Here is a 23,816-nt window from a genome sequence, read left to right as displayed (position 1 = left end):
ACGAGCGGGTCAATCGAGCGGCCCCCGCATGCCGCGCCGCACCGCCGCCACGTGCGTCATGCACGGCGGCTCGTGATGCGTGATGCGCGACCGGTCGCCGCTCCTGCGGGCACCGGCGCAGGTCCAACCAATCTCACGGTGCGCCGCTCCCGTTCGAAATGGCTGCGCACGCAGCCGATATGCGTCTGCATCGCGGTGCGCGCCTCTTCGGGCCAGTGCGCGCAAATCGCCTCGTATACGCCCCGTGTGCTGCAATGACAGCAACTCGGATGCCTGCTCGTCCTCCATCGTCATCCGGTCACGTCGATGGCGATGTGCTCGCGCAGCATGCCGATCACGCTCGTATGTAGATGCAGGAACATCGTGTTGTCCGACGCCAACGCGATCGCCTCGTGCAGCTTCGCCTGGGTCGCGGCTTCGACTGCCGTCCTTCGCGTGCGCGGTTTCGAGCTGGTAAGCGGCGACGTGCATGCCGAAAAAACAAAAAACCCACGCCCGAGCGAGCGTGGGTTGCTTCATGTCGCTTGCCGATCGCCGGCGCTGACGGCCAGCGATCGGCCGCGGGATCAGCTGCCCTTCGCGATGCGATCCTGGATGTGCTGCGCGCGGCTCGCCGACGACGGGTGCGAGCTCATCATCGAGCTCTGGCCGCCGTCCATCTGCGCGAGCTTCTGGAAGCCGGTAACGAGGCCCTTCTGGCTCATGCCCTTCTGCTTCATCAGGTCGAACGAGTAGTCGTCGGCCGCGCTTTCCTGCGACTGCGAGAACTGCGCGTTGATGAACTTCTCGGTGATGTCGCCGAGCTGCGAGCTCGACAGTGCCGCCACGCCCGGCGATGCCGCGCCAGCCGCGCTGCGCGCCGCGCTCACCGCGTATGCCGTCTGCATTGCCTTCTTCGAGTGGCCGAGTGCGACGTGGCCCATTTCATGGCCGATCACGCCGCGCAGCTCGTCGTCGTTCATCATGTCCATCAGGCCGCTGTACACGCGCACGCAGCCGTTGCCCATCGCCCACGCGTTGACGTCCTTGGTCACGTAGACCTTGTAGTTGATCTTCTGGCCGTTCAGCGTCATGTCGCCGAAGCCCTTCATCACCTTCGTCAGGCGCTTCGCGTAGGCGCTGTTGGCCGGCGCGATCTTCGATTCGGCGTCGCTCGACTTGCACGACTCGTTCGACAGCGCGGCGATGTCGCTGTCCGACAGCGTCGCTGCCTTGTACAGGTTGGTCCCCGCCGACGTCAGGCTGTTCGCGTCAAGGCTCTGTACCCCGCCGCACGCGCTCAACAGAAACGCCACGCCACACGCCGCCACCGCTTTCTTGAGTTGCATCCCGGAATCCCTCGATAGTTGTATTTGGGAGCGGCGATTTTGCATAATCCGGCAGAAAATTACCAGATGTTTACATCGGATGACACGTTCATTACTCAGCGGATTGACATGACGTGGCGATCCGGCCCCGGATTGGCGACGAAAAGCGGGGCAATCGCCGCGGCCGGCGCGCCGGCCGGGAAGGAAAGCGGGCGGGCCGTCGCTCAGGCCGTCTGGTCGCGGCGACGCGTCAGGCGGCGTGCGACCAGCATCGGCAGCCGCATCGCGAAGCCGGTGAACAGGCGCAGGTGCATCCACGCGAGCAGTGCGTTGTCGCGGCCGTAGTGAAAGTGCGACACACCGCCTTCGTGCCGGCCGAAATAGCGCACCGGCGCGTCGATGCGGATCGGGCGCACGCCGGCCCAGCACAGCCGCACGGCCGCCTCGGGATCGAAGTCGAAGCCGCGCATCCACGGCTGGCGCCGCATGATCGCCGCCAGCGGCGCGACCGGATAGACGCGAAAACCGTACAGCGAATCGCCGATCCCGGCCCACAGCGTCTCGAGGTCGGCCCACGCGTTCGACAACCGGCGCCCCTGCACGCGCAACTGCGGCGCGCTCGCGTCGAACTTCGGCACGCCGAGCACCATCGCGTCGGGCGCGGCCTGCGAGGCCGCCATGAAGGCGGGAATCAGGTCGGCCGGATGCTGGCCGTCGGAATCCATCGTCAGTACGTGCGTGAAGCCGCTCGCGGCCGCCGCATCGAGCCCCGCGAGCACCGCGGTGCCCTTGCCGCGATTCTCCGGCAGCACGATCACGCGCAGGCCGGGATCGCGCTCGGCCATCGCCTGCAGCCGTTCGGCGCTGCCGTCGGTGCTGCCGTCGACGACGACCCACACCGGGTTCCACTGCGCACGGGCATTGCGCACGGTCGTGTCGACCTTGGCGCCCGGGTTGTAGCTCGGAATCAGGACGAGATGGGTGGACGACGCGTGCAGCTTGGACATGGGAACAGCCGATGACGAAGACGGAGATCCTGACAAAAGTGTATGACTCGCCGACGAACGCCGGCACGCTTCGTCGACACCGGCCGAGGGCCGGACCGGTTGCCGGATCGTGAGGCTCTCGCGCTTCATGACAGCCACTCCATCGCATGACCGGCGCTGGCCTCGATCTCGACCAGCAGGTCGTCGCGACACACGTCCGCATGAACGAACAGCGGCCGCACGTGAGGACCAGCGGCCTCGCGCAGCACGCGGCCGATCGCGGCCAGCGCCGCGGTGTCGCCTGCGTCGCGCACGTAGACGCGGTAACTGAGGTCGGCGAGCGAGAACGACCCGTGCCCCTGCCGCGCGGCCTGCTCGAGCACGGCCGCGAGGTTCGCGACCGTCTCGCGCGTCTGCGCAACGACGTCGCCGCGATGCACGGTGCGGTGCCCGACGATGCTCGCGGTGCCCGAGACGAACAGCACCGGCGTCGCTTCACCGTCGGCCCACGCGGCGGCGCGCGCGAACGTCGGCGCACGCGGGCCGTACTGCGCCGGATAGTGATACGCGCTGACCTGGCGCGGATTCTCGATCGAGTCGGCCGGCGTGCGACTCGCGAGGAAATGAATCGCGAGCGGCGCGGCCGGCGACGCATCGCCCGCGACCGCCTCGACCGAGCCGAGCGCGCACGCGGCCGGCACGCCGCCCGTCAATGCGCGGCGGCACGCGTCGAACGCGCGCTGACGGCCGATATTGAACTGACGATAGCGCTCGACGCCGAACTGCACCGCGTTGATCGCCGGCACGGTGTTCCAGATCCGCAGCGGATGCGGCATGCGGAGCGTATCGAGCAGGTCGAACAGCGCGCGGTACGCGTCGAACGTCGCGCGTTCGAGCGGCGTGCCGCCGTCGCGCGGCGCGTCGTACGCCGCGTCCGTCTCGTGCACGACGAGGCTGCCGAACACGAGCCCCGCCGCTTCACTGTAGCGGTAATGCAGTGGACCGCGCCGTTCGCCGCGCAGGTCGTGCGCATCGCACTGCCACAGTTCGCAGACGGCCTCGCCCGGTGCGACTTCGGCGCCGAGCAGCGCCATCTGCACCGGCGCGACCGGCAGGCCGGGCGCGGCATCGGTCAGCATCCGCGCCATGGCCGCCGCGCGCGACGCGTCCGGGGTTCCCGCCGCGCCGATGCACACCGCACCCAGCGCACCGGGAAACACGCGATCGAGTCCGTCGCCTCGGCCGCGCGCATCGTGCAGCAGCGCGACGAGCCGCGCATCGCTCATCTGGACGAGCCGCAACGCGCGGTCGCCGCCGTGCGCGAACGGCGCGGCCGCAGGCGCGGCGGCGGGCAACATCGAACACGGGCGCCGTTCGGCGTCGACTGGATGCACGGACACTTCGATTTCCTCACTATGCGGCGCAGGCCGCGCGACCACGCGGCCCTGCGCCACGTTGCGTTACGTCAGGCGAATGCGGCGCGCTTCGTCATGCGAGCCCGCCGTTGACGGACAACACCTGCCCCGTCACATAGGCCGCGGCGTCGGATACCAGATACGCGACCATCGCCGCGACTTCGTCGGGCCGGCCCGCGCGCTGCGCGGGCACGAGCTGCTTGATGCGTTCGGCGGGAAACGCCTGGTCGGCCATCGGCGACGCGATGATGCCGGGCGCCACCGCGTTCACGGTGATGCCGCGCGACGCGAGCTCCTGCGACAGCGACTTCGTCGCGCCGATCAGCCCCGCCTTCGCGGCCGCGTAATTGGCCTGCCCGCGATTGCCGGTCACGCCGGCCACCGACGCGATGTTGACGATCCGTCCGCGCCGCGTGCGGATCATCGGCAGCAGCAGCGGCTGCGTGACGTTGAAAAAGCCGTTGAGCGTCACGTCGATCACGCTGTGCCATTGCTGGCGCGACATGCCGGCCATCGGCGCGTCGTCGTGAATGCCCGCGTTGTTGACGAGGATCTGCACCGGCGTCTCGTCGATGAACGGCTTCAGCGCGGCGAGCGTCGCATCGGCGTCGGTCACGTCGAACGCGATCGCGTGCGCGGCGCCGCCGGCCGCGACGATCCGTTGCGCGACGGCCTGCGCCTGCTCGATATGGCGGTTCGCATGCACCCACACTTCATGGCCGGCCTGCGCGAGCGCCGTGCAGATCGCCTGCCCGAGTGCGCCGCTGCCGCCCGTCACGAGCGCCCGCATCGCCTTGCTCCGTTCATCGCGTGTTCCCCTCGATCGCTGCCGCCGCGCATCGTCCGCCGAGCGCCGCCGTCACTTCGTGCGATGCGCGGCGACGTAGGCAGCCAGCGCACCGAGCGTCGCAAAGATTGTCTGGTTGTCCGGATTGTCCGAGCGCAGTTCGAAGCCGTATTTCTTCGAAATCAGCAGCGCGATTTCCAGGATGTCGATGGAGTCGAGCCCGAACCCTTCGCCATACAGCGGGGTGTCGGCCGTCACTGTGTCGAGCGGGACGTCTTCGAGATTCAGTTCGCCGATGATCAGCGTGGCGAGCTCTTGTTCCAGTGCGTTCATCATGCGTGCGTGCAGGCGGCCCATGGCAGCGGGAGGCGCCCGGAAACGGCAACCGTCGTGCACGCCCGGCGCGTGCAAATCTCCGTCCCTCCGGCCTCTGCCGGCTTCCCCGCCTGCGTCGTTGGGGGATTGTTTGTAAAAGTTACGCGGATTCTAGACGAAGGGTATCGGGGCGTATACCGCGAATGGTTACAAGACTGGCGAGCCGCTGCAGCAGCCCGTTTCGGACGCGAAGGCACGAGACGCTTGAGCCGCTTCGGATGGAAATGGACCGACCCCGCGAAACCGTTCGGCCGGCGCCATACAATCGGTTACAAAACCCGGTCGCGACGCCCCCGAACCACACTGCCGCCGCCCTAAAATGTGCGTGCCCGACCACCGGCCCGGACCCGCGTCCCGGCCGCCATTCATATGATGTTTGACGGCCCGACCATCGTGTCCGGCCACGATCCGCCCGATGTCTCCAGTCATGCCGTATCCGCCCTTGCGCTCCGTTCCGGTTCGCCCGCCCGTCAGCCGCCGCAGCCCGGCCGCCGGCCGGTGCGCGCGCCGCGCGCCCGGAGGCCGCCGATGAGCCGGCTGCTGACCGTCGTGCGCGGCGTCGCGGCAGGGGGCGCCGTGGCCGCCTACCAGGTTGGCGCGCACTACGCGAGCGCGACACCCGGCGCGCACGGCCTCGGCCTCGCGATGGCGCTCGTGCCGCCGCTGCTGCTCGCGCTCGGCGCGGCGCTGCGCTCGCCGCGGCGCGCCTGGCTCGTGCCGGCGTGGCTGCTGGCCGCCGCCGCGCTGTGGGCGGCACGCGCGCCGCTCGCGCGGCACTTCGAATGGGGCCTGTATCTGGAACACGTAAGCTTCAACGTCGCGATGGCGCTGCTGTTCGGCCGCACGCTCGTGGCCGGCGACGTGCCGCTGTGCACGCGCTTCGCGGCGATGATCCACGGCACGGTCACGCCGGCCGTCGCGCGCTACACGCGGCGGATCACGCTCGCGTGGACGCTGTTCTTCGTCGCGATCGCCGCCGTGTCGACGCTGCTGTTCGCGACCGCGCCGATCGTCACGTGGTCGACCTTCGCGAACTACCTGTCGCTGCCGCTCGTCGCCGTGATGTTCGCCGCCGAGCATGCGTGCCGGCGTGTCGCGCTGCCGCACGAGCCGCGGCCGCGGATGGTCGATGCGGTGCGCGCGTATCGCGCGTCGACCCACGCCTCGCAGGCCGCGCGATGAATTCATGACCGGCGCGGCCCCAAGGACCGCGCGGGCCTTCGTTCCCGTCTTGACCGATTTATGCCGACTCACCCGCTGGTATTTCACGCCTCGCCCGACCAGACGATCGCCTGGCGCGACGGCTCGCCCGTCACCGTGCGCGCATTCGTCGCCGACGTCGCGCGCGTGGCCGCCGCGCTGCCCGCCGGCGGCCACGTGTTCAACGTGTGCCGCGACCGCTATCGCTTCGCGGTCAGCCTGTGCGCGGCGCTCGTCGCCGGCAAGGTCAGCCTGCTGCCGTCGACGCACACGCCGGAAATGGTGCGCCAGCTCGCGTCGTTCGCGCCCGATGCGTTCTGCCTGCACGATGCGCCCGACTGCGCGATCGACCTGCCGCGCTTCGCGTATCCCGATGCCGCGCCGGGCGAGCCGCCGAGCGATACACCGTTCGCCGTCCCGCGGATCGACGCGGCGCGGATCATGGCCTACGTGTTCACGTCCGGCTCGACCGGCGCGCCGGTGCCGCACCGCAAGACCTGGGGCTTCCTGGTCGGCTGCGTGCGCGCGGCGGCCGATCGCCTCGGGCTGCTCGACGGCCGCGCGGCCACGCTGATCGGCACGGTGCCCGCGCAGCACATGTACGGCTTCGAGTCGACGGTGCTGCTCGCGCTGATCGGCGGCCTCGCGTTCAGCAACCGCCAGCCGTTCTACCCGAGCGACATCCGCGACGAGCTCGACGCGATCCCGCAGCCGCGGGTGCTCGTCACGTCGCCGATCCACCTGCGCGCGTTGCTGTCGGCCGGCCATGCGCTGCCGCGCGCGGCGCTCGTGCTGTCGGCCACCGCGCCGCTGTCGGAGAAGCTCGCGTGCGAAGCCGAGGCCGCGCTCGACGCGCCGCTCGTCGAGATCTACGGCAGCACCGAGACCGGCCAGATCGCGACCCGTCGGACGTCGCAAGGCGCGGCGTGGGAACTGTTCCCGGACATCCGGCTCGACGCGCGCGCCGAACCGGATGGCGACGACGGCGGGCCGACCGTGTGGGTATCGGGCGGGCACGTCGAGGCGCCGGTGCCGATGGGCGATGCGCTCGAACTGCTCGGCGACGGCCGGTTCCTGCTGCACGGCCGCAAGGCCGACCTCGTCAACATCGCGGGCAAGCGCACGTCGCTCGCTTACCTGAACCATCAGCTCAACGCGATTGCCGAAGTGGTCGACGGCGTGTTCTTCATGCCCGACGAAGCCGCGCCGGCGCACGGTGACACCGCCCTCGAGCCGGTCACGCGGCTCGTCGCGCTGGTCGTCGCGCCGACGCTCTCGGCCGCCGATCTGCAGCGCGCGCTGCGCGAGCGGATCGATCCCGCGTTCATGCCGCGCCCGCTCGTGTTCGTCGATGCGCTGCCGCGCAACGAAACGGGCAAGCTGCCGCGCGACGTGCTGGCCGCACTCGTGGCGCAACATACGCGTAGCGCGGCGGCGGCGGCCACGACGGCCATGCCGCCCGCGACGCCGAACGAGCGCGACCCGGCCGGCACGCCCGCGCTCGCGTTCACGATTGCCGCCGACCATCCCGCGCTGCCCGGCCACTTCCCCGGCCATCCGGTCGTGCCCGGCGTCGTGCTGCTCGATCACGCGATCCATACGATCGGCGCGGCGCTGAACCGTCCGCTGCATGCGTGGCGGCTCGGGTCCGCGAAATTCCTGAGCCCGGTCGCGCCCGGCGAACCGCTCGATCTCGCGTACGACGCGACGGCCAGCGGCGCGATCCGCTTCACGGTGCGCGCCGGGTCGCGCGAGGTCGCGACCGGCGTGCTGTCCGCCCCACCGCCCGCCGCGCAGGATGGCGCGCAGCCATGAAGCGCACCGCATGGGCCGAACGCCAGGAACGCAGCAACGCGAGTTTGCTACGCGCCATGACGTGGATCTCGCTGCGCTTCGGCCGGCAGCGCGCGCGCATCGTGCTGCACCTGATCGCGACGTATTTCGTGCTGTTCTCGCCGATCGCGTGCGCGGCGTCGCGCGACTACCTGCGCCGCGTGCTCGGTCGCCCCGCGCGCTGGCGCGACGTGTACCGGCACGTGTTCACGTTCGCGGCGACGATCCACGACCGCATCTACCTGATGAACGGGCGCTTCGACCTGTTCGACATCCGGCTGCACGGCGAAACGCTCGTCGACGACGCGCTCGCGGGCGGACGCGGCGCGTTCCTGATGGGCGCGCACCTCGGCAGCTTCGAGGTCGTGCGCGCGATCGGCCGCACGCGTCCGGACCTGCGCGTGGTCGTCACGATGTACGAGAAGAACGCGCGCAAGATCAACGCGACGCTCGCCGCGGTGAACCCGGCCGCGCAGCCGGAGGTGATTCCGCTCGGCCAGGTCGACTCGATGCTGAAGGTGCGCGAGCGCCTCGAAGCGAACTGCATGGTCGGCATGCTCGCCGACCGCACGCTGCTCGACGATGCCGCCGCGTCGCTGCGGCGCGTGCCGCTGCTCGGCGCGCCGGCCGCATTCCCGCTCGGCCCGCTTTACATGGCCGCGATGCTGAAGCGCCCGGTGATCTTCATGACGGGCCTCTATCGCGACGGCAACCGCTACGACGTGCACTTCGAGACGCTCGCCGATTTCTCCGACGTGCGGCGCGACGCGCGCGCGGCGGCGGTCGATGCGGCGCTCGCGCGCTACGTCGCGCTGCTCGACAAGTACTGCCGCGCGGCGCCGTACAACTGGTTCAACTATTTCGATTTCTGGCAAGGCGGCGATGCCGCGGCCGCAACCGCGCGCCGCGAGACGGCGCATGCCGGCGCCGACCTGCCCGCCACGAGGGATTCCGACGCATGACCGCCGTTCGCCGCCGCCTGTTCCCGTTCCCGTCGCGCCGCATCCACCGCGCGGCCCGCGTGCTCGCCGCCACCGCCGCGATCGTGCTGGCCGTGCCCGCGCACGCGGCCGATACCGGCTCGACCTGGACCCTCGACCGGCTGATGTCGACGCTCGCGCAGCACAAGTCGGGCCGCGCGACCTTCACCGAGACGAAGACCCTGTCGATCGCCACGCAGCCGGTCGAATCGTCGGGCGAACTGATGTTCGTCGCGCCCGACCATCTGGAAAAGCACACGCTGAGCCCGAAGCCCGAACATCTGGTCGTCGACGGCGACATGCTCACCGTCGAGCGCAACAACCGCAAGTACACGCTCGCGCTCGCGCGCTATCCGGAGCTCGGCGCGTTCATCGACAGCATCCGCGCGACGCTCGCCGGCAACCGCTTCGCGCTCGAACGGGTGTACAAGGTCGCCCTGTCCGGACGCGGCGACGACTGGACGCTCACGCTCACGCCGCTCGACTCGCGGATGCTGAAGGTCGTCAACACGATCACGCTCGACGGCACGCGCGACGTGCTGCGCAGCGTCGCGATCCGGCAGGCCGACGGCGATCGTTCGGTGATGCGCCTGCAACCCGTGGCGGCGAACGCGAACTGATGGACGAGCGCACCCGATCCTCACCCGTCGCCCGCCGCGTGCCCGCGTGGCGGCAGCGCGCGGTGCTCGTGTGGCTGCTCGCGCTGGTCGCGTGCGGCATCGCGATCGGACGCGCGCACTTCACGGCCGACCTGTCCGCATTCCTGCCGAACGCGCCGAGCGCCGGGCAGCGCGTGCTCGTCGACCAGTTGCGCGACGGCATCGTGTCGCGCCTGATCCTCGTCGCGATCGACGGCGGCGACGCGGGCACGCGCGCCGCGCTGTCGCGGCGCGTCGCCGGCACGCTGCGCACCGATCCGCAGTTCGCGGCCGTGCACAACGGCGAAGCCGCGAACGACGCGCGCGACCGGCAATTCATCTTCGCTCACCGCTATCTGCTGAGCCCGGCCGTCACGCCGCAGCGCTTCAGCGCCGACGGCCTGCACCAGGCGCTCGGCGACAGTCTCGACCTGCTGAGTTCGTCAGCCGGCCTCGTCGCGAAGGCAATGCTGCCGCGCGACCCGACCGGCGAAGTCGCCGCGCTCGTCGACGAGCTCGACCGCGCGGCCGAACCGGCCAGCCGCGACGGCGTGTGGGCGTCGCGCGACGGCACGCGCGCGGTGCTGGTCGTGCAGACGGCCGCCGCCGGCTCCGATACCGACGCGCAGGCCCGTGCGATCGACGCCGTGCGCCGCGCGTTCGCGGTCGCGACGCAAGCCGTGCCGAACGCGGCCGGCACCTCGCTCGCGATGACGGGCCCCAGCGTGTTCTCGGTCGACACGCGCGACACGATCCGGCACGACGTGGAGCGATTGTCGACGGCGAGCGTCGTGCTGATCGTCGCGCTGCTGCTCACGCTGTACCGTTCGCCGCGCACGCTCGCGCTCGGCCTGCTGCCGGTGCTGACGGGCGTCGCGGCCGGGATCGCGGCGGTCAGCGTCGCGTTCGGCACGGTTCACGGGCTGACGCTCGGGTTCGGCACCACGCTGATCGGCGAAGCCGTCGACTATTCAATCTACCTGTTCGTGCAATCGGCGCAGGCCGGTACGCGCGGCGACCCACGCCCGGCCGACGCGACGCGCGCGTGGGTCGCCGCGTACTGGCCGACGATCCGGCTCGGCGTGCTGACGTCGGTGTGCGGATTCGCATCGATGCTGTTCTCCGGGTTCCCCGGCCTCGTGCAGCTCGGGCTCTATTCGATCGTCGGGCTGACGGCCGCCGCGCTCGTCACGCGCTTCGTGCTGCCGCATCTGCGTGGCGAGCATGTCGCGATCCGCGACGTATCCCGCGTCGGCGCCGCGCTCGCGCGCGCGGCCGACGCCGCGCCGCAGCTGCGCTGGCCGCTCGCGGTGCTCGTGGTCGCCGCCTGCGCGATGCTCGCGCTGCATCGCGACGCCCTGTGGAGCCGCGAGCTCGCCGCGCTCAGCCCCGTGCCGGCACAGGCGCAGGCGCTCGACGCACGGCTGCGCGCCGATGTCGGTGCGCCCGACGTGCGCTACCTCGTCGTCATTGCCGCACCAACCGAACAGGCCGCACTCGAAGGCGCGGAAAAAGTCGCCGCGCAATTGCAGCCGCTCGTCGACCGGGGTGCGCTCGGCGGTTTCGAGAACCCCGCCCGCTATCTGCCGAGCGACGCCGCGCAGCGCGCGCGCCAGGCGAGCCTGCCGGCTGCGGACGCACTCGCCGAACGGATGCGCGATGCCGTCGCGCATCAGCCGATCACGGTGAAGCCCGACCTGTTCGCACCGTTCCTCGCCGACGTCGACGCCGCGCGCCACGCGCCGCTGCTGACGCGTGCGGACCTGCGCGGCACGTCGATGGCGCTCGCCGTCGATGCGCTGCTGACCGAACGCGACGGCCGCTGGAGCGCGATGCTGCCGCTGCGTGCGCCGGACGCCGCGCGCGCCGGGCAGCCGGCGTCGAGCCTCGACGCCACGCCGATTCGCGCCGCGGTCGCGCGCGCGGGCGTGCCCGATGCGCTGTTCGTCGACATGAAGGCCGAAGCTGATCGGCTGTACGTGAGCTACGTGCATGAGGACATCCGGCTGTCGCTCGCAGGATTCGCCGCGATCGCCGTGCTGCTGCTGATCGCGCTGCGCTCGCCTCGCCGCGCCGCGCGCGCCCTTGCGCCGCTCGTCGCCGCCGTGCTGGTCGTGACGGCCGGTTTCCCGCTCGCCGGCGTGCAACTGACGATCCTGCACCTCATCGGGATGCTGCTGATCGTCGCGGTCGGCTCGAACTATGCGTTGTTCTTCTGCCGGCGCGACGATGCGCAGCCCGTCACGCCGCATACGCTCGTGTCGCTGCTGATCGCGAACCTCGCGACGGTCGCCGGCTTCGGGCTGCTCGCGCTGTCGCGCGTGCCGCTGCTCGAAACCTTCGGGCTGACCGTGGGCCCCGGCGCGATGCTCGCGCTCGCGTTCGCGGCGATTCTCGCGCCGCGCGCCGCAGAGACGGCGGCGACGGCGACGGCGACGGCCGGCAATCGTGAACGAGGAGGCCGCGCATGAACGTGCCGCCTCTCGTTCCACCGCACGACGCCGGCGACGCGCGCCGCTGGAAGCCGACGCCGCTGATCGCCGGCGCCGCCGCGCTGCACGCGGGCGCGGCCGCCGCGGTGATCGCGCAACCGGCCACGTGGCCGTGGGCCGTCGGCGGCGTGGTCGCGTCGCATTTCGCGCTGACCGCGGCCGGGTTGTGGCCGCGCAGCACGCTGCTCGGCCCGAACTGGACGCGCCTGCCGGCCGGCGCGGGCCGCCGCATCGCATTGACGATCGACGACGGTCCGGACCCGGACGTGACGCCGCGCGTGCTGGACCTGCTCGACCGTTACGACGCGCGCGCGACGTTCTTCTGCATCGGCGATCTCGCGCGCCGCCACCCACTGTGGATCGAGGCGATCGTCGCGCGTGGCCATGCGGTCGAGAACCACAGCCAGCGGCACCGCCATACGTTCTCGCTGTCGGGGCCGGCCGCACTGCGGCGCGAGATCGCGGCCGCGCAGCAGACGCTGACCGACATCACCGGTACGCGCCCGCTGTTCTTCCGCGCGCCGGCCGGCCTGCGCAATCCGTTTCTCGAACCGGTGCTGTGCGAATTCGGGCTGCAACTCGCGAGCTGGACGCGGCGCGGCTTCGACACGCGTGCGCGCGACGCCGCGACCGTCACGCGCCGCCTGCTGCATGGGCTCGATGCGCGCGACATCCTGCTCGTGCACGACGGTCACGCGGCGCGCGACACGCGCGGCGAACCCGTCGTGCTCGACGTGCTGCCCGCGGTGCTGCGTGCGGCCGCCGACGCGCAGTTGCCCTGGACCACCCTGCGCGCGGCGCTGGCGCCCGAACCGCCCGGCCAGCCGGGCGTTCCGGCACCCCCGTTTGATAAAATCTGACCTCGAACGGCGCGCGTGCCAGCCCTGCTGCGGCGCCCGTTCCGGCCACCGGATGCGACCCTCGTGAACCCTCTCCTGCTCTCGCACTTCACCGCCACCAGCTGCATCGGCCGCGGCCTCGACGCGACCCTCGATGCGCTGCGCCACGCCCGCGGCGGCCTCGTGCCGTGCAACTTCGAGCGTGCGGATCTCGACACGTGGATCGGTGCGGTGGACGGCGTCGATGCACACCCGGTGCGCGCCGATCTCGCCGACTTCGACTGCCGCAACAACCGCCTCGCGCAACTCGGCCTGACGCAGGACGGCTTCGACGCGCGCGTCGCGGCGGCGGTCGCGCGCTACGGCGCCGCACGCGTCGGCGTGTTCGTCGGCACGAGCACGGCCGGCATCCTCGAAACCGAACGCGCGTACCAGCGCCGCGATCCGGCGAGCGGCGCGCTGCCCGCCGACTTCCGCTACGCGCACACGCACAACCCGTATTCACCGGCCGCGTTCGTGCGCGCGTATTTCGCGCTGCGCGGGCCGGCGATGGCGATCTCGTCCGCGTGCTCGTCGGGCGCGAAGGTGTTTGGCTCCGCGCGGCGCATGATCGAGGCCGGGCTGATCGACGCGGCCGTCGTCGGCGGCGTCGATTCGCTTTGCCTGACCACGCTGTACGGCTTCAATTCGCTCGAACTGCTGTCGCGGCAGCCGTGCCGGCCGTTCGACGTCGCGCGCGACGGCATCTCGATCGGCGAGGCCGCCGCGTTCGCGCTCGTCGAGCGCGTCCCTGCCGCGCCCGCCACGCTCGACGCCGACGCGATCCTGCTGCTCGGCATCGGCGAATCGAGCGACGCGCATCACATGTCGTCGCCGCATCCGGAAGGGCTCGGCGCGCGCGCCGCGATCGAGCAGGCGCTCGCGTCCGCCGGCCTCGGCGCGCACGACATCGACTACGTGAACCTGCACGGCACGGCGACGCCGAGCAACGACGCAGCGGAAAGCCGCGCGCTCGGCGCGCTGTTCGCCCGCACGCCGTGCAGCTCGACGAAGGGCGCGACCGGCCATACGCTCGGCGCGGCCGGCGCGCTGGAGGCGATCGTCGCCGCGCTCGCGCTGCGCGAGCAGTTCGTGCCGGCCGGCGTCAACACGATGCAGCCCGACCCCACGCTCGTCGCCGATTACGTGCTCGCGAGCCGCGACACGCGCGTGCGCGCCGTCCTCTCCAATTCGTTCGGCTTCGGCGGCACGAATTGCAGCCTGATCCTCGGCCGCGCCCAGCGCGTGGCCGGTCGCGCCCCCCGTTGAGGCCCGCCATGACACTCACCGCCTTCATCGAAAGCATCGGCCTCGTCGGGCCGGGATTGACCGACTGGCCGCATGCGGCCGACGTGCTCGCGGGCCGCACGCCCTACGCGAGCGCCCGCACCGAGCTGCCGCCGCCGGCCGGGCTGCCGTCCGCCGAACGGCGTCGCACGGGCCCGGTCGTGCGCGCGGCGCTCGCGGTCGGCCACGAAGCGGTGGCCGCGAGCGGCCGCGACGCCGCGACGCTCGCGACCGTGTTCAGCGCATCCGGCGGCGACGGCCAGAACTGCCACGCGATCTGCGAAACGCTGGCCGGCGACGATCGTCAGCTGTCGCCGACCCGCTTCCACAACTCGGTGCACAACGCGCCGGCCGGCTACTGGAGCATCGCGACCCGCGCGACGGCGACGTCGAACGTGCTGTGCGCGCACGACGGCAGCTTTGCCGCCGGCCTGCTCGAAAGTCTCTGCCAGGTCGTCGTCGATCGCGCGCCGAGCCTGCTGATCGCGTACGACACCGACTATCCGGAACCGCTGCGCGCGGTGCGGCCGATCGGCGATGCGTTCGGCGTCGCGCTCGTGTTCGCGCCGGAAGCGAGCGCGCGCACGCTCGCCCGCATCGACGTGCAACTCACCGATGCGCCCGCCACGACGCTCGTGCATGCCGAACTCGACGCACTGCGCGCCGGCAACCCGGCCGCCCGCGTGCTGCCGCTGCTCGAAGCGCTCGCCGCACGGCAATCGACGCGCGTCGTGCTCGACTACCTGGCCGATACGCGCGTGCAGGTCGACGTCGCGATGTCCGAACCCTTCGCGGAGCGCGCGCGATGACCGCCACGGTCGTATTGACCCCACCGCTCGACCATGCGTGGATTGCCGCGCACATTCCGCACGCCGGCACGATGTGCGTGCTCGATTCGGTCGATGCGTGGGATACCGAACGAATCCGCTGCACCGCGACGAGCCACCGCGATCCCGACAACCCGCTGCGCGCGCATGGGCGGCTCGCGTCGGTCTGCGGCATCGAGTACGCGGCGCAGGCGATGGCCGTGCACGGCGCGCTGCGCGGCGCGCACGAAGCCCGCCCGCGCGTCGGCTATCTCGCGAGCGTGCGCAACGTCGACGCGTTCGTCGACCGCCTCGACACGTTCGAGCAGCCGCTCACCATCGACGCGCAACGCGTGAGCGGCGACGGCCGCTCGGTGCTGTACGAATTCACGCTGCGCTGCGGCGAGCGCGTGCTGCTGTCCGGCCGCGCGGCGGTGATGCTCGACGCATCGGCCGCCGGCGCGTTTCAACCGGCGCCTGCCGGCAACACGAATCCTCGATGAAGAGGCTCACCTCAAGGAACCCGGTCGTGAAAGTTCGTCAGTTCATTGGCGCCACGCTCGTTCTGGCGCTGCTCAGCCCGCTCGCCCACGCGGACATGTCGGAAGTGAAGCAGGACATCAAGCGCGATTCGAAGGAAGCCGCGCACAAGACCGGCGACGCGGCGCGCAGCTTCGGCCACGCGACCGCGAGCGCCGCGAAGGCGGTCGGGCACGGCGTCGCGCATGCGTCGCGCGAAGGCTGGGAAGCCACCAAGCGCACGACGAAGCGGCTCTTCCACAAGAACGACTCCGGCGAGTCAGCTGGAAGGGGCGAAAAGAACGACTGATCATGCATCCCGCGCGAGGGGCCGACGGCATGCGCGCGGGGCGTGACCGCTCATCGACCGGTCATCGAGCGTTCACCGATCGCGAGGCGTCGGCACCGCGCTCAGCGTGCACCGCGCATGCGGCGCAGCGACCTCGCCGGCTTGCGCGCGAAAGCACTTGCCGTACGCGGCGAGCCAGCAATCGCGATGATCGAAGTTCCTCAGCAGCCGCGCGCGGCGCCGCTCGAGCCAGTAGAGCGAGATCGTCATCGTCAGCGCGACGGCCAGTGCCGAGCCGCCGATCACGAGTCCCAGCCAGGTGTCGCCCATGCGCTCTCCGGAATGCGAGGCCGAAGCGGCGCGCCTGCCGCCGCTCCGGCACGGGATGGTGGGGAACGCGGCCCGCACCGGCGCGAACGCCGTACGGGCCGCCGCGCGTCAGTGCATGTGCTGACCGCCGTTGATCGCGATGTTGGAGCCCGTCACGAAGCCGGCCTCCTCCGAGCACAGGTAAGCGACCAGCGCCGCGACTTCCTCGGGCTTGCCGAGCCGGCCCGCCGGAATCTGCGGGAGGATCTTCGTATCGAGGATGTCCTGCGGAATCGCGGTGACCATCTTCGTCGCGAGATAGCCCGGCGACACCGTGTTCACCGTCACGCCCTTGCGTGCGACCTCGAGCGCAAGCGATTTCGTGAACCCGTGCATGCCGGCTTTCGCGGCCGCATAGTTGGTCTGGCCGACCGACCCTTTCGAGCCGTTCACCGACGAGATGTTGACGATGCGGCCCCAGCCGCGCTCGACCATGCCGTCGCAGACCGGTTTCGTCATGTTGAACACGGAATCGAGGTTGGTGCGGATCACCGCATCCCAGTTGACCTTGTCGAGCTTGCGCAGCGTCATGTCGCGCGTGATCCCCGCATTGTTCACGAGAATGTCGACCGGGCCGACGTCGCGCACGATCTTCTCGATGCATTGCTGGCACGAGTCGTGATCGGCCACGTCCACCGGATACGCATGGAATTCGCGGCCGGCCGCATGCATCTCGGTCAGCCAGCGGTCCGCGCCGGCGTTGTTCGGCGAATACGTGACGACTACCCGGTGACCCGCGTCGTTCAACCGGATGCTGACCGCTTCGCCGAGGCCGCCCATCCCACCTGTCACAACTGCGATTCGCTTAGTCATACTATGAATTACCGACAAAAAAGTAATCGATGAAAGGCGGGGCGACGGCATCGCACCTGCTGCCGCCCCACCGCTTCGATGCGCAGCCGCCCGCGTCGCGGACGCGGCACGCACCGGCACCTCGCGCTTATCGTTGACTACCTGTGTTGCTCGAAAACCGCCTGGCTCGCCCGCGGCGCTGGCCCACACCGCGAGCGAACCGTGTCGTCAACCGCTGCTCAGACGCGCTCGACCGCGAGCGCGACGCCCATCCCGCCGCCGATGCACAGCGACGCCAGCCCGCGCTTCGCGTCGCGCTTGGCCATCTCGTGCAGCAACGTCACCAGAATCCGGCAGCCCGACGCGCCGATCGGGTGGCCGATCGCGATCGCCCCGCCGTTCACGTTCACCTTCGACGTGTCCCAGCCCATCTGCTTGTGCACCGCCAGCGCCTGCGCCGCGAACGCCTCGTTGATCTCCATCAGGTCCAGGTCGCCCGGCGTCCAGCCCGCGCGCTCCAGCGCCCGGCGCGACGCCGGCACCGGGCCCATGCCCATCACGCTCGGGTCCACGCCCGCGTTCGCATACGCCTTGATTCGCGCCAGCGGCGTCAGGCCCAGCGCCGCCGCCTTCTGCGCCGACATCACCAGCACCGCCGCCGCGCCGTCGTTCAGCCCCGACGCGTTCGCCGCCGTCACCGAGCCGTCCTTGGAGAACGCCGGCTTCAGGCCGGCGAGCGATTCCGCCGTCACGCCGTGACGCACGAACTCGTCGGTCGCGAACTGCAGCGGCTCGCCCTTGCGTTGCGGGATCGACACCGGCACGATCTCGTCATTGAAACGGCCGGCCTTCTGCGCGGCTTCCGCCTTGTTCTGCGACAGCGCCGCGAACACGTCCTGCTCTTCGCGCGTGATCCCGTATTCCTTCGCGACGTTCTCCGCCGTGATGCCCATGTGGTACTGGTTGTACACGTCCCACAGGCCGTCGACGATCATCGTGTCGACCAGCTTCGCGTCGCCCATCCGGAAGCCGTCGCGCGAGCCCGGCAGCACGTGCGGCGACGCGCTCATGTTCTCCTGGCCGCCCGCGACCACGATCTCCGCGTCGCCCGCGATGATCGCGTTCGCCGCCAGCATCACGGCCTTCAGGCCCGAGCCGCACACCTTGTTGATCGTCATCCCCGGCACGGCCGTCGGCAGCCCCGCCTTGATCAACGACTGCCGCGCCGGGTTCTGCCCGGAGCCGGCCGTCAGCACCTGGCCCATGATCACTTCGCTGACCTGCTCGGGCTTCACGCCCGCACGCTCCAGCACCGCGCGGATCACCGTCGCGCCCAGTTCGGGCGCCGCAATCTTCGCGAGCGAGCCGCCGAATTTGCCGACCGCGGTCCGCGCGGCCGATACGATCACTACATCCGTCATGTTCAATCCCTGCATCGAAATCAGTTTGTCGTCGTGACGCCGGCACGAGGCGGTCACACGTGGCGATGGCACGCGCCGCGCCAACCGGCGCAATCGCGGTCGGGGTCGCACGCCGCCGTCCGGACGGGTTCGCACCGGCGGCACGGCACACCGCCGCACGAGCAACCGTGCACGGACGTCTTGCGGCGCACCGGACGCTTGCCGGCCCCCGCGTGGCACACGCGGCGCCGGCGCCGTCCGGCGCCGATCAATCGTGTCGCGCCGACGCGCGACACGCATTCACGCGCGCCTTCATGCGCGCATTTGCGCGATTACGCAGCCGATTCGCGCGCAGCCGCTGCGTCCTTGCGGGCGGCGGCCGCCGTCTGCTTGGCGCCGCGCGTGGCCGTCTCGCTGACCGCATCGAAGCCGCTCTGCGCCGCTTCGATCGCCTGGCCCGTCGCCGCACGCACGGAGTCGGCCGCGGCGCTCGCCGCGGACAGCGCCGAATTCAGCGCGGCCACCACCGGCGCCGAGCCGGCCGGCGCGTGCTTCGACAGTTCGCCGAGCACGTCCTTCAGGCGCTTGTCGTTCTGTTCGTACTGCGCCTGCGCGACCTTCGCCCATTCGGACTGCGTCGACACCGCGATGTCGAACAAATGGCGCCCATACGACACGGCCTTGCCGGCCGCTTCCTGCGGCGCGGCGACCTGTTGCGCGAAACCCGCGGCCGGGTTGTTGGCGTTGAACGCGTTCTTCAGCTTGTCCTCGTATTCCTCGAGCGCCGTCCGGGCCGCTTGCAGGTTGAGTTCGACGACGGCCTCGAAGCCGTGGATCGCCGGACGGGCGATCGCGAACCAGGCGGCGATACCGGATTGATAATCGGCGGCGAGTTTTTCGGGGGCAAATACGGACATCGGGCACGCTCCTGTTAACAATGCGAGAGACAAACGTAAAGAAAAGTGGAAGCTTGATCGACAGTCGCTTCCTTATTGGCAACCCGCTACCTGTTTGGGCACGGGAAGTTGAAGGAAACCATTCTAGAGCGATTAATTGTCAATTAAGTGGCATTAATGATAGGTATAAACCCTTATTACCCTATACGGCGACCGCCGAGGCCCGCTGCACGCCGATATCACGAACACGCAAACCGAGCGGCTCCGACCCGCAATGCCTTTTTACCTTTTTGCAGCATAGCGCATCGTGACATCGCGCAATATTTACCCATTCATTATTCTGTTTATTAGAAAACCGGCCTTCATTGAAAATGGAGCCGCAGTCTATGTAATCGTTTTTCTGAATTTATTATGAAATCGTTTTCCGGATTATAAATGACGAATTCAATAATCGGAGGAATGACGAGTCGCGATAAAAAAGGCCGCTCGAAGCGGCCTTGGTCGATCCGGTCAGGCGCGGGCTCAGCCCGTCAGTTCGCGATGCAGCGCGCGAAACTCCTGCGCGAGCTTGTGCGTCGGCTCGAGATGGATCACCGGCGTCGACTGCTGATGTGATTCGCGGATCTTCACCGACGCGGACAACCGCGACGCGAGCACCGGCAGCCCTTCGTCGACGAGCTCGTCGACCAGCCGCTGCGGCAGGCTTGCGCGCGGCTGGAACTGGTTGATGACGATCCCTTCCACCTCGAGCGCCGCGTTGTGGTCCTGCTGGATTTCCTTCACGTTCTCGAGCAACGTGTACAGCGCGCGCCGCGAGAAATCGTCGCAGTCGAACGGGATCAGGCAGCGCTCGACCGCGATCAGGGCCGAGCGCGTATAGAAATTCAGCGCGGGCGGCGTGTCGATGTACACGGCGTCGTACATGTCGAGTTCGTTCAGCGCGTCGCGCAACTTGTAGATCTTGTAGCGCGATTCGAGCTTGCCGTGCAGCGTATCGAGATCCGGATGCGCGGGCATCACGTCGAGCCCGTCGAACGGGGTCGCGTGGATGAACGACGCAACGTCGACCGGACGGAAGTTGAAGGTCAGCGCGGTTTCGAAGAAACCGGCGACGCCCGGTTGCGCGTCGGCCGCTGCGTCGCCGAGCAGGTAGCGCGTCGAGTTCGCCTGCGCATCGAGATCGATGACGAGCGTGCGCAATCCTTCGCTCGCGCTGATCGCCGCCAGGTTGCAGACGATCGTCGACTTGCCCACGCCGCCCTTCTGGTTGAATACGACCCGCCGCATGGTGTCCCCTCGATCGAAACGTCGAAACGGCCAGCTTAGCCGATCAATAATGGCGACCGCGTGACGCAGGTCGAATCGGGCGCGACGGGCATGTGACTTGGGCGCGGCACGCGTCAGATGCGCGGCACCGCGCCCGATACGTATCGGTTGCCGGGCACGCTCCACCGCCACGGCAGATCCTGGCCGACGCGAATGCCGATGCGCGGCCCGCCCGCCAGATCGGCGGGTGGCGCCATCCCGTCGTCGACGATCGCGAATCCTTCGCGCGCGCCGACCAGATCGACGCCATCCTGCGCGCCGCCGATCCCCATCGCCTGCGTCAATCGAGCCGGGCCGCGGCACAGGTCGCGATCGCGCGTGCGCGGCGGCCGCGCCGCGCGCATCTGCTCGAGCCCGTGCAGCGGCTCCAGCGCACGAATCAGCACGCCCGTTCCCGCGGCGTCCGGGCCGCACACGCAGTTGCAGCACCAGTGCATGCCGTACGTGAAATAAACGTAGAAGTGCCCGGGCGGCCCGAACATCGTCGCGTTGCGCGGCGTCTTGCCGCGATAGGTGTGCGCCGCCGGATCGAGCGCGCCCGCATACGCTTCCACTTCGACGATGCGGCCGGCCCGGCCATCCGCTGCCGCGAGGATCTTGTTCAGGAGTTGCGGCGCCACCTCGGTGGCCATGCGGTTGAAGAATGCGCGCGGCACGATGGTGCCCGGCCACGGCGCCGCCGTCTTACTGCGTCGCATCGTGCCGGTCCTTCATCGCCGCGAGATGAAGCCCTCGATACGCATCGACCAGATCGTCGAGCCCGAACGCAAGGTTTCTGCCGCTGGGGTTGGGGAGCACCCACACCCGCGCCCGCTGGATAGGGGACGGTTGCACTCCCCACGCGACTTCCCGTTGCCCCGACAGCGCCGCATACGCCGCCTTGCCGAGAAACGCGACGAAGCGCGGCGCATGACGCGCGACCTTCTGCTCGAACCCGGCGGCCGCGGCCACGAATTCCGCGCGCGACAGCTGATCGGCACTGGCGGTCGGCCGCGGCACCACGGCCGTCAGCCCGCAGCCGTAACGGAGGATCTCGCGATCATCCTGCGGCGAAATTTCCGTCGGCGTGAAGCCCGCGAGATGGATCACGCGCCAGAAGCGGTTGTTTCTCCCCGCGAAGTGATGACCGGTCGCGGCCGCGATCAGGCCGGGATTGATCCCGCAAAACAGGACGTCGAGATGGGGCGCGATGAGGTCGGGGAGTGCGTCAGCCACGGTTCATCCAGGGTGCGGCGTGCAGGAACCACGTAAACGAAACAAGGCCCGAAAACCCGGGCCAAGCGACTGGCTTGACTCGGACGTTCGGGCCCATCGTGATGCAGGATGCCGACTGGCGATCAGAACGGAATATCGTCGTCCATCTCGTCGAAGCCGCCGCCTGCCGGTGCGCTCGGACGGCTCTGGCCGCCGCCACCCGCACCGCCACGCGCCGCGCCGCTGGCACGGCCGCCACCACCACCGCCGCGCTCCGCCTGCTCGCCGCGACCGCCGCCGCCACCGTAGCCGCCGCCATAACCGCCTTCGTCACCGCCGCCGCCACCGCCGCCCGAACCGCCGCGGCCGCCGAGCATCTGCATCTGTTCGGCGACGATTTCGGTCGAGTAACGGTCCTGGCCGTCCTGGCCCTGCCACTTGCGCGTGCGGATACGGCCTTCGATGTAGACCGACGACCCCTTCTTCAGGTATTCGCTGACGATCTCCGCCAGACGGCCGAAGAACGCGACGCGATGCCACTCGGTCATTTCCTTGAAATCGCCGCTTGCCTTGTCCTTGTAGCGATCGGTCGTCGCGAGACGGATGTTCGCAACCGCGTCGCCGCTCGGCAGGTAACGGACTTCAGGATCGGCGCCGAGGTTGCCGACGAGGATGACCTTGTTGACGGATGCCATGTGTTTCTCCAGTAAATTCGATGCTGGGCCGCCCGCGCAAGCGTCGGAGCGGCCCGCCGGGCGAGCCGGCGAACGCCGCCGGCGCCTGCCCGACAATCAGGTTCAGGCCTTGCGCGGCGGCGCTTTCATATTGGCCGCGATTATAAGCCACGCGGCAACGAGCCCCGAACAGGTATAAAAGACCGTGTTCGCGCCGCCGTGCTTCAGCAGCCAGCCGCCCACGATGCCGCCGAGCGCGAGCCCGATCGACTGCGTGGTGTTGTAGACGCCCGTGGCCGCGCCCTTGCGCGAACCCGGCGCGAGCTTCGACACGAGCGACGGCTGCGACGCTTCCAGGATGTTGAAGCCGAGGAAGTAGACGAAGAGGATCGCCGCCACAATCAGAATGGTATGCGGTGCACTGCCGAGCAACAATTGGCCGCTCAGGATAGCCAGAATGCCGCCGAGCAGCACCGGCTTCATCTTGCCCCGTTTTTCCGCGACGATGATCGCCGGCACCATCATCACGAACGCGAGCCCCATCACCGGCAGGTAGACCTTCCAGTGCGCGGCGACCGGCAGCCCGCCGTCGACCAAGAGGCGCGGCACGACCAGAAACAGCGCCGTCTGCGTCGCATGCAGCACCAGCACGCCGAAGTTCAGGCGCAGCAGCTCGACGTTGTGCAGCACCTCGGCGAACGGCGCGCGCACGTGGACGGGCTTCGCCGCGTCGGGCACGATCCACAGCACGACGCCGATCGCGAGGATCGACAGCACGCCGACGATCGTGAACAGCCCGCTCATCCCGACCCAGTGGAACACGATCGGCGCACCGACGATCGCGACCGCGAAGGACACGCCGATCGAGCCGCCGACCATCGCCATCGCCTTCGTGCGGTTCTGCTCGGAGGTCAGGTCGGCGATGAACGCGAGCACCGCCGACGACACGGCGCCCATCCCCTGGATCACGCGGCCGACGATGATCCACGTGATGTCGTGCGCGAACGCGGCGACGAAGCTGCCGAGCGCGAAGATCACGAGGCCCGTGGCGATCACCGGCTTGCGGCCGAACTTGTCGGACGCCCAGCCGTAGAAGATATAGAACAGCGACTGCGTGACGCCGTAGGCCCCGAGCGCGATCCCGACGAGCAGCACGTTGTCGCCGCCCGGGATGGTTTTCGCATAGACCGAGAACACCGGCATGATCATGAACAGGCCGAGCATGCGCAACGCGAAGATCGCCGCGAGCGACGTGGTCGCGCGCAGTTCGGGCGCAGTCATGCGGGAAGACGTGGCAGACGGATTGGACATCGGGAATGAATTTCGAATGATCGGAATGTCCGCCCGGCAGCGGGCGGCGGAAGATCAGGACC

Annotated in this window: 23 protein-coding genes and 2 pseudogenes; 10 read left to right on the top strand and 15 right to left on the bottom strand. The window is 69.7% G+C overall.

Features of this window, described 5'->3' with window-relative positions:
- Nucleotides 1-149 precede the first annotated feature (149 nt).
- The 6 genes and pseudogenes from BLS50_RS36525 to BLS50_RS10790 all read right to left on the bottom strand — a co-directional run.
- Nucleotides 150-453: pseudogene (locus BLS50_RS36525) on the bottom strand (FCD domain-containing protein); the annotation flags it as partial.
- A gap of 113 nt (nucleotides 454-566) precedes the next feature.
- Complete coding sequence (gene loiP / locus BLS50_RS10810; RefSeq protein WP_011694399.1) at nucleotides 567-1,328, bottom strand: metalloprotease LoiP; 762 nt, start codon at nucleotides 1,326-1,328, stop codon at nucleotides 567-569.
- Nucleotides 1,329-1,531: 203 nt separating this feature from the next.
- Nucleotides 1,532-2,314 (bottom strand): glycosyltransferase family 2 protein, encoded by a 783-nt coding sequence (locus BLS50_RS10805; protein ID WP_074802198.1) that lies wholly within the window; start codon nucleotides 2,312-2,314, stop codon nucleotides 1,532-1,534.
- 125 nt (nucleotides 2,315-2,439) lie between these two features.
- The gene (locus BLS50_RS10800) at nucleotides 2,440-3,693 is read right to left on the bottom strand and encodes a chorismate transformation enzyme, FkbO/Hyg5 family (protein ID WP_074802792.1); all 1,254 of its coding nucleotides are present in this window, start codon (nucleotides 3,691-3,693) and stop codon (nucleotides 2,440-2,442) included.
- An 88-nt stretch (nucleotides 3,694-3,781) separates the two neighbouring features.
- Nucleotides 3,782-4,498, bottom strand: coding sequence for a 3-oxoacyl-ACP reductase FabG (gene fabG, locus BLS50_RS10795; RefSeq protein WP_074802197.1), 717 nt, complete (start codon nucleotides 4,496-4,498; stop codon nucleotides 3,782-3,784).
- 69 nt (nucleotides 4,499-4,567) lie between these two features.
- Nucleotides 4,568-4,852 (bottom strand): phosphopantetheine-binding protein, encoded by a 285-nt coding sequence (locus BLS50_RS10790; RefSeq protein ID WP_011546210.1) that lies wholly within the window; start codon nucleotides 4,850-4,852, stop codon nucleotides 4,568-4,570.
- A 546-nt stretch (nucleotides 4,853-5,398) separates the two neighbouring features.
- Between BLS50_RS10790 and BLS50_RS10780 the strand changes: the two genes are divergently transcribed.
- From BLS50_RS10780 to BLS50_RS10735, 10 genes are all read left to right on the top strand, one after another.
- Entirely contained in the window at nucleotides 5,399-6,052 is a 654-nt protein-coding gene (locus BLS50_RS10780) for a COG4648 family protein (protein WP_053524650.1), read from the top strand.
- Between the two features lie 60 nt (nucleotides 6,053-6,112).
- Nucleotides 6,113-7,885, top strand: coding sequence for an acyl-CoA synthetase family protein (locus BLS50_RS10775; RefSeq protein ID WP_074802195.1), 1,773 nt, complete (start codon nucleotides 6,113-6,115; stop codon nucleotides 7,883-7,885).
- Nucleotides 7,882-8,865, top strand: coding sequence for an LpxL/LpxP family acyltransferase (locus BLS50_RS10770; RefSeq protein ID WP_074802194.1), 984 nt, complete (start codon nucleotides 7,882-7,884; stop codon nucleotides 8,863-8,865). The genes BLS50_RS10775 and BLS50_RS10770 overlap by 4 nt, the downstream gene beginning before the upstream one ends.
- Entirely contained in the window at nucleotides 8,862-9,503 is a 642-nt protein-coding gene (locus tag BLS50_RS10765; protein WP_074802193.1) for an outer membrane lipoprotein carrier protein LolA, read from the top strand. Before BLS50_RS10770 ends, BLS50_RS10765 begins: the two co-directional genes overlap by 4 nt.
- The gene (locus BLS50_RS10760; RefSeq protein WP_074802192.1) at nucleotides 9,503-11,992 is read left to right on the top strand and encodes an MMPL family transporter; all 2,490 of its coding nucleotides are present in this window, start codon (nucleotides 9,503-9,505) and stop codon (nucleotides 11,990-11,992) included. The genes BLS50_RS10765 and BLS50_RS10760 overlap by 1 nt, the downstream gene beginning before the upstream one ends.
- Complete coding sequence (locus tag BLS50_RS10755; protein ID WP_074802191.1) at nucleotides 11,989-12,873, top strand: polysaccharide deacetylase family protein; 885 nt, start codon at nucleotides 11,989-11,991, stop codon at nucleotides 12,871-12,873. Before BLS50_RS10760 ends, BLS50_RS10755 begins: the two co-directional genes overlap by 4 nt.
- A gap of 63 nt (nucleotides 12,874-12,936) precedes the next feature.
- Nucleotides 12,937-14,160 (top strand): beta-ketoacyl-[acyl-carrier-protein] synthase family protein, encoded by a 1,224-nt coding sequence (locus BLS50_RS10750; protein ID WP_074802791.1) that lies wholly within the window; start codon nucleotides 12,937-12,939, stop codon nucleotides 14,158-14,160.
- A gap of 8 nt (nucleotides 14,161-14,168) precedes the next feature.
- Nucleotides 14,169-14,987 carry a beta-ketoacyl synthase chain length factor gene (locus BLS50_RS10745; RefSeq protein ID WP_074802190.1) on the top strand — a complete coding sequence of 273 codons (819 nt, stop codon included), beginning with the start codon at nucleotides 14,169-14,171 and terminating at the stop codon, nucleotides 14,985-14,987.
- Nucleotides 14,984-15,487 carry a hotdog family protein gene (locus tag BLS50_RS10740; protein ID WP_074802189.1) on the top strand — a complete coding sequence of 168 codons (504 nt, stop codon included), beginning with the start codon at nucleotides 14,984-14,986 and terminating at the stop codon, nucleotides 15,485-15,487. Before BLS50_RS10745 ends, BLS50_RS10740 begins: the two co-directional genes overlap by 4 nt.
- Nucleotides 15,484-15,813: a hypothetical protein gene (locus BLS50_RS10735; RefSeq protein ID WP_074802188.1), complete on the top strand. Its 330-nt coding sequence runs from the start codon at nucleotides 15,484-15,486 to the stop codon at nucleotides 15,811-15,813. The genes BLS50_RS10740 and BLS50_RS10735 overlap by 4 nt, the downstream gene beginning before the upstream one ends.
- Nucleotides 15,814-15,914: 101 nt before the next feature.
- Here BLS50_RS10735 and BLS50_RS10730 read toward each other — a convergent pair.
- The 9 genes and pseudogenes from BLS50_RS10730 to BLS50_RS10690 form a co-directional block, all read right to left on the bottom strand.
- Nucleotides 15,915-16,122: pseudogene (locus BLS50_RS10730) on the bottom strand (hypothetical protein).
- A gap of 108 nt (nucleotides 16,123-16,230) precedes the next feature.
- Nucleotides 16,231-16,974, bottom strand: a complete 744-nt coding sequence (gene phbB / locus BLS50_RS10725; RefSeq protein WP_027809372.1) for an acetoacetyl-CoA reductase — start codon at nucleotides 16,972-16,974, stop codon at nucleotides 16,231-16,233.
- A gap of 218 nt (nucleotides 16,975-17,192) precedes the next feature.
- Complete coding sequence (locus BLS50_RS10720; protein WP_074802187.1) at nucleotides 17,193-18,374, bottom strand: acetyl-CoA C-acetyltransferase; 1,182 nt, start codon at nucleotides 18,372-18,374, stop codon at nucleotides 17,193-17,195.
- 311 nt (nucleotides 18,375-18,685) lie between these two features.
- Complete coding sequence (gene phaP, locus BLS50_RS10715) at nucleotides 18,686-19,270, bottom strand: TIGR01841 family phasin (RefSeq protein WP_011694404.1); 585 nt, start codon at nucleotides 19,268-19,270, stop codon at nucleotides 18,686-18,688.
- Between the two features lie 501 nt (nucleotides 19,271-19,771).
- Nucleotides 19,772-20,536 (bottom strand): ParA family protein, encoded by a 765-nt coding sequence (locus tag BLS50_RS10710; protein ID WP_074802186.1) that lies wholly within the window; start codon nucleotides 20,534-20,536, stop codon nucleotides 19,772-19,774.
- A gap of 113 nt (nucleotides 20,537-20,649) precedes the next feature.
- Nucleotides 20,650-21,273, bottom strand: a complete 624-nt coding sequence (locus BLS50_RS10705) for a DNA-3-methyladenine glycosylase (RefSeq protein WP_074802185.1) — start codon at nucleotides 21,271-21,273, stop codon at nucleotides 20,650-20,652.
- Complete coding sequence (gene mug, locus BLS50_RS10700) at nucleotides 21,260-21,790, bottom strand: G/U mismatch-specific DNA glycosylase (RefSeq protein ID WP_074802184.1); 531 nt, start codon at nucleotides 21,788-21,790, stop codon at nucleotides 21,260-21,262. The genes BLS50_RS10705 and mug overlap by 14 nt, the downstream gene beginning before the upstream one ends.
- Nucleotides 21,791-21,912: 122 nt before the next feature.
- Nucleotides 21,913-22,464 (bottom strand): single-stranded DNA-binding protein, encoded by a 552-nt coding sequence (locus BLS50_RS10695; RefSeq protein WP_012329229.1) that lies wholly within the window; start codon nucleotides 22,462-22,464, stop codon nucleotides 21,913-21,915.
- A 102-nt stretch (nucleotides 22,465-22,566) separates the two neighbouring features.
- The gene (locus tag BLS50_RS10690) at nucleotides 22,567-23,754 is read right to left on the bottom strand and encodes an MFS transporter (protein ID WP_074802183.1); all 1,188 of its coding nucleotides are present in this window, start codon (nucleotides 23,752-23,754) and stop codon (nucleotides 22,567-22,569) included.
- Nucleotides 23,755-23,816 lie beyond the last annotated feature (62 nt).

Origin of the sequence: Burkholderia orbicola (assembly GCF_900100915.1) — a bacterium.
GTDB classification, from domain to species: domain Bacteria; phylum Pseudomonadota; class Gammaproteobacteria; order Burkholderiales; family Burkholderiaceae; genus Burkholderia; species Burkholderia orbicola.
The sequence above is the reverse complement of the archived record's forward strand: the minus strand, read 5'-3'. Positions and strand labels throughout refer to the sequence as shown.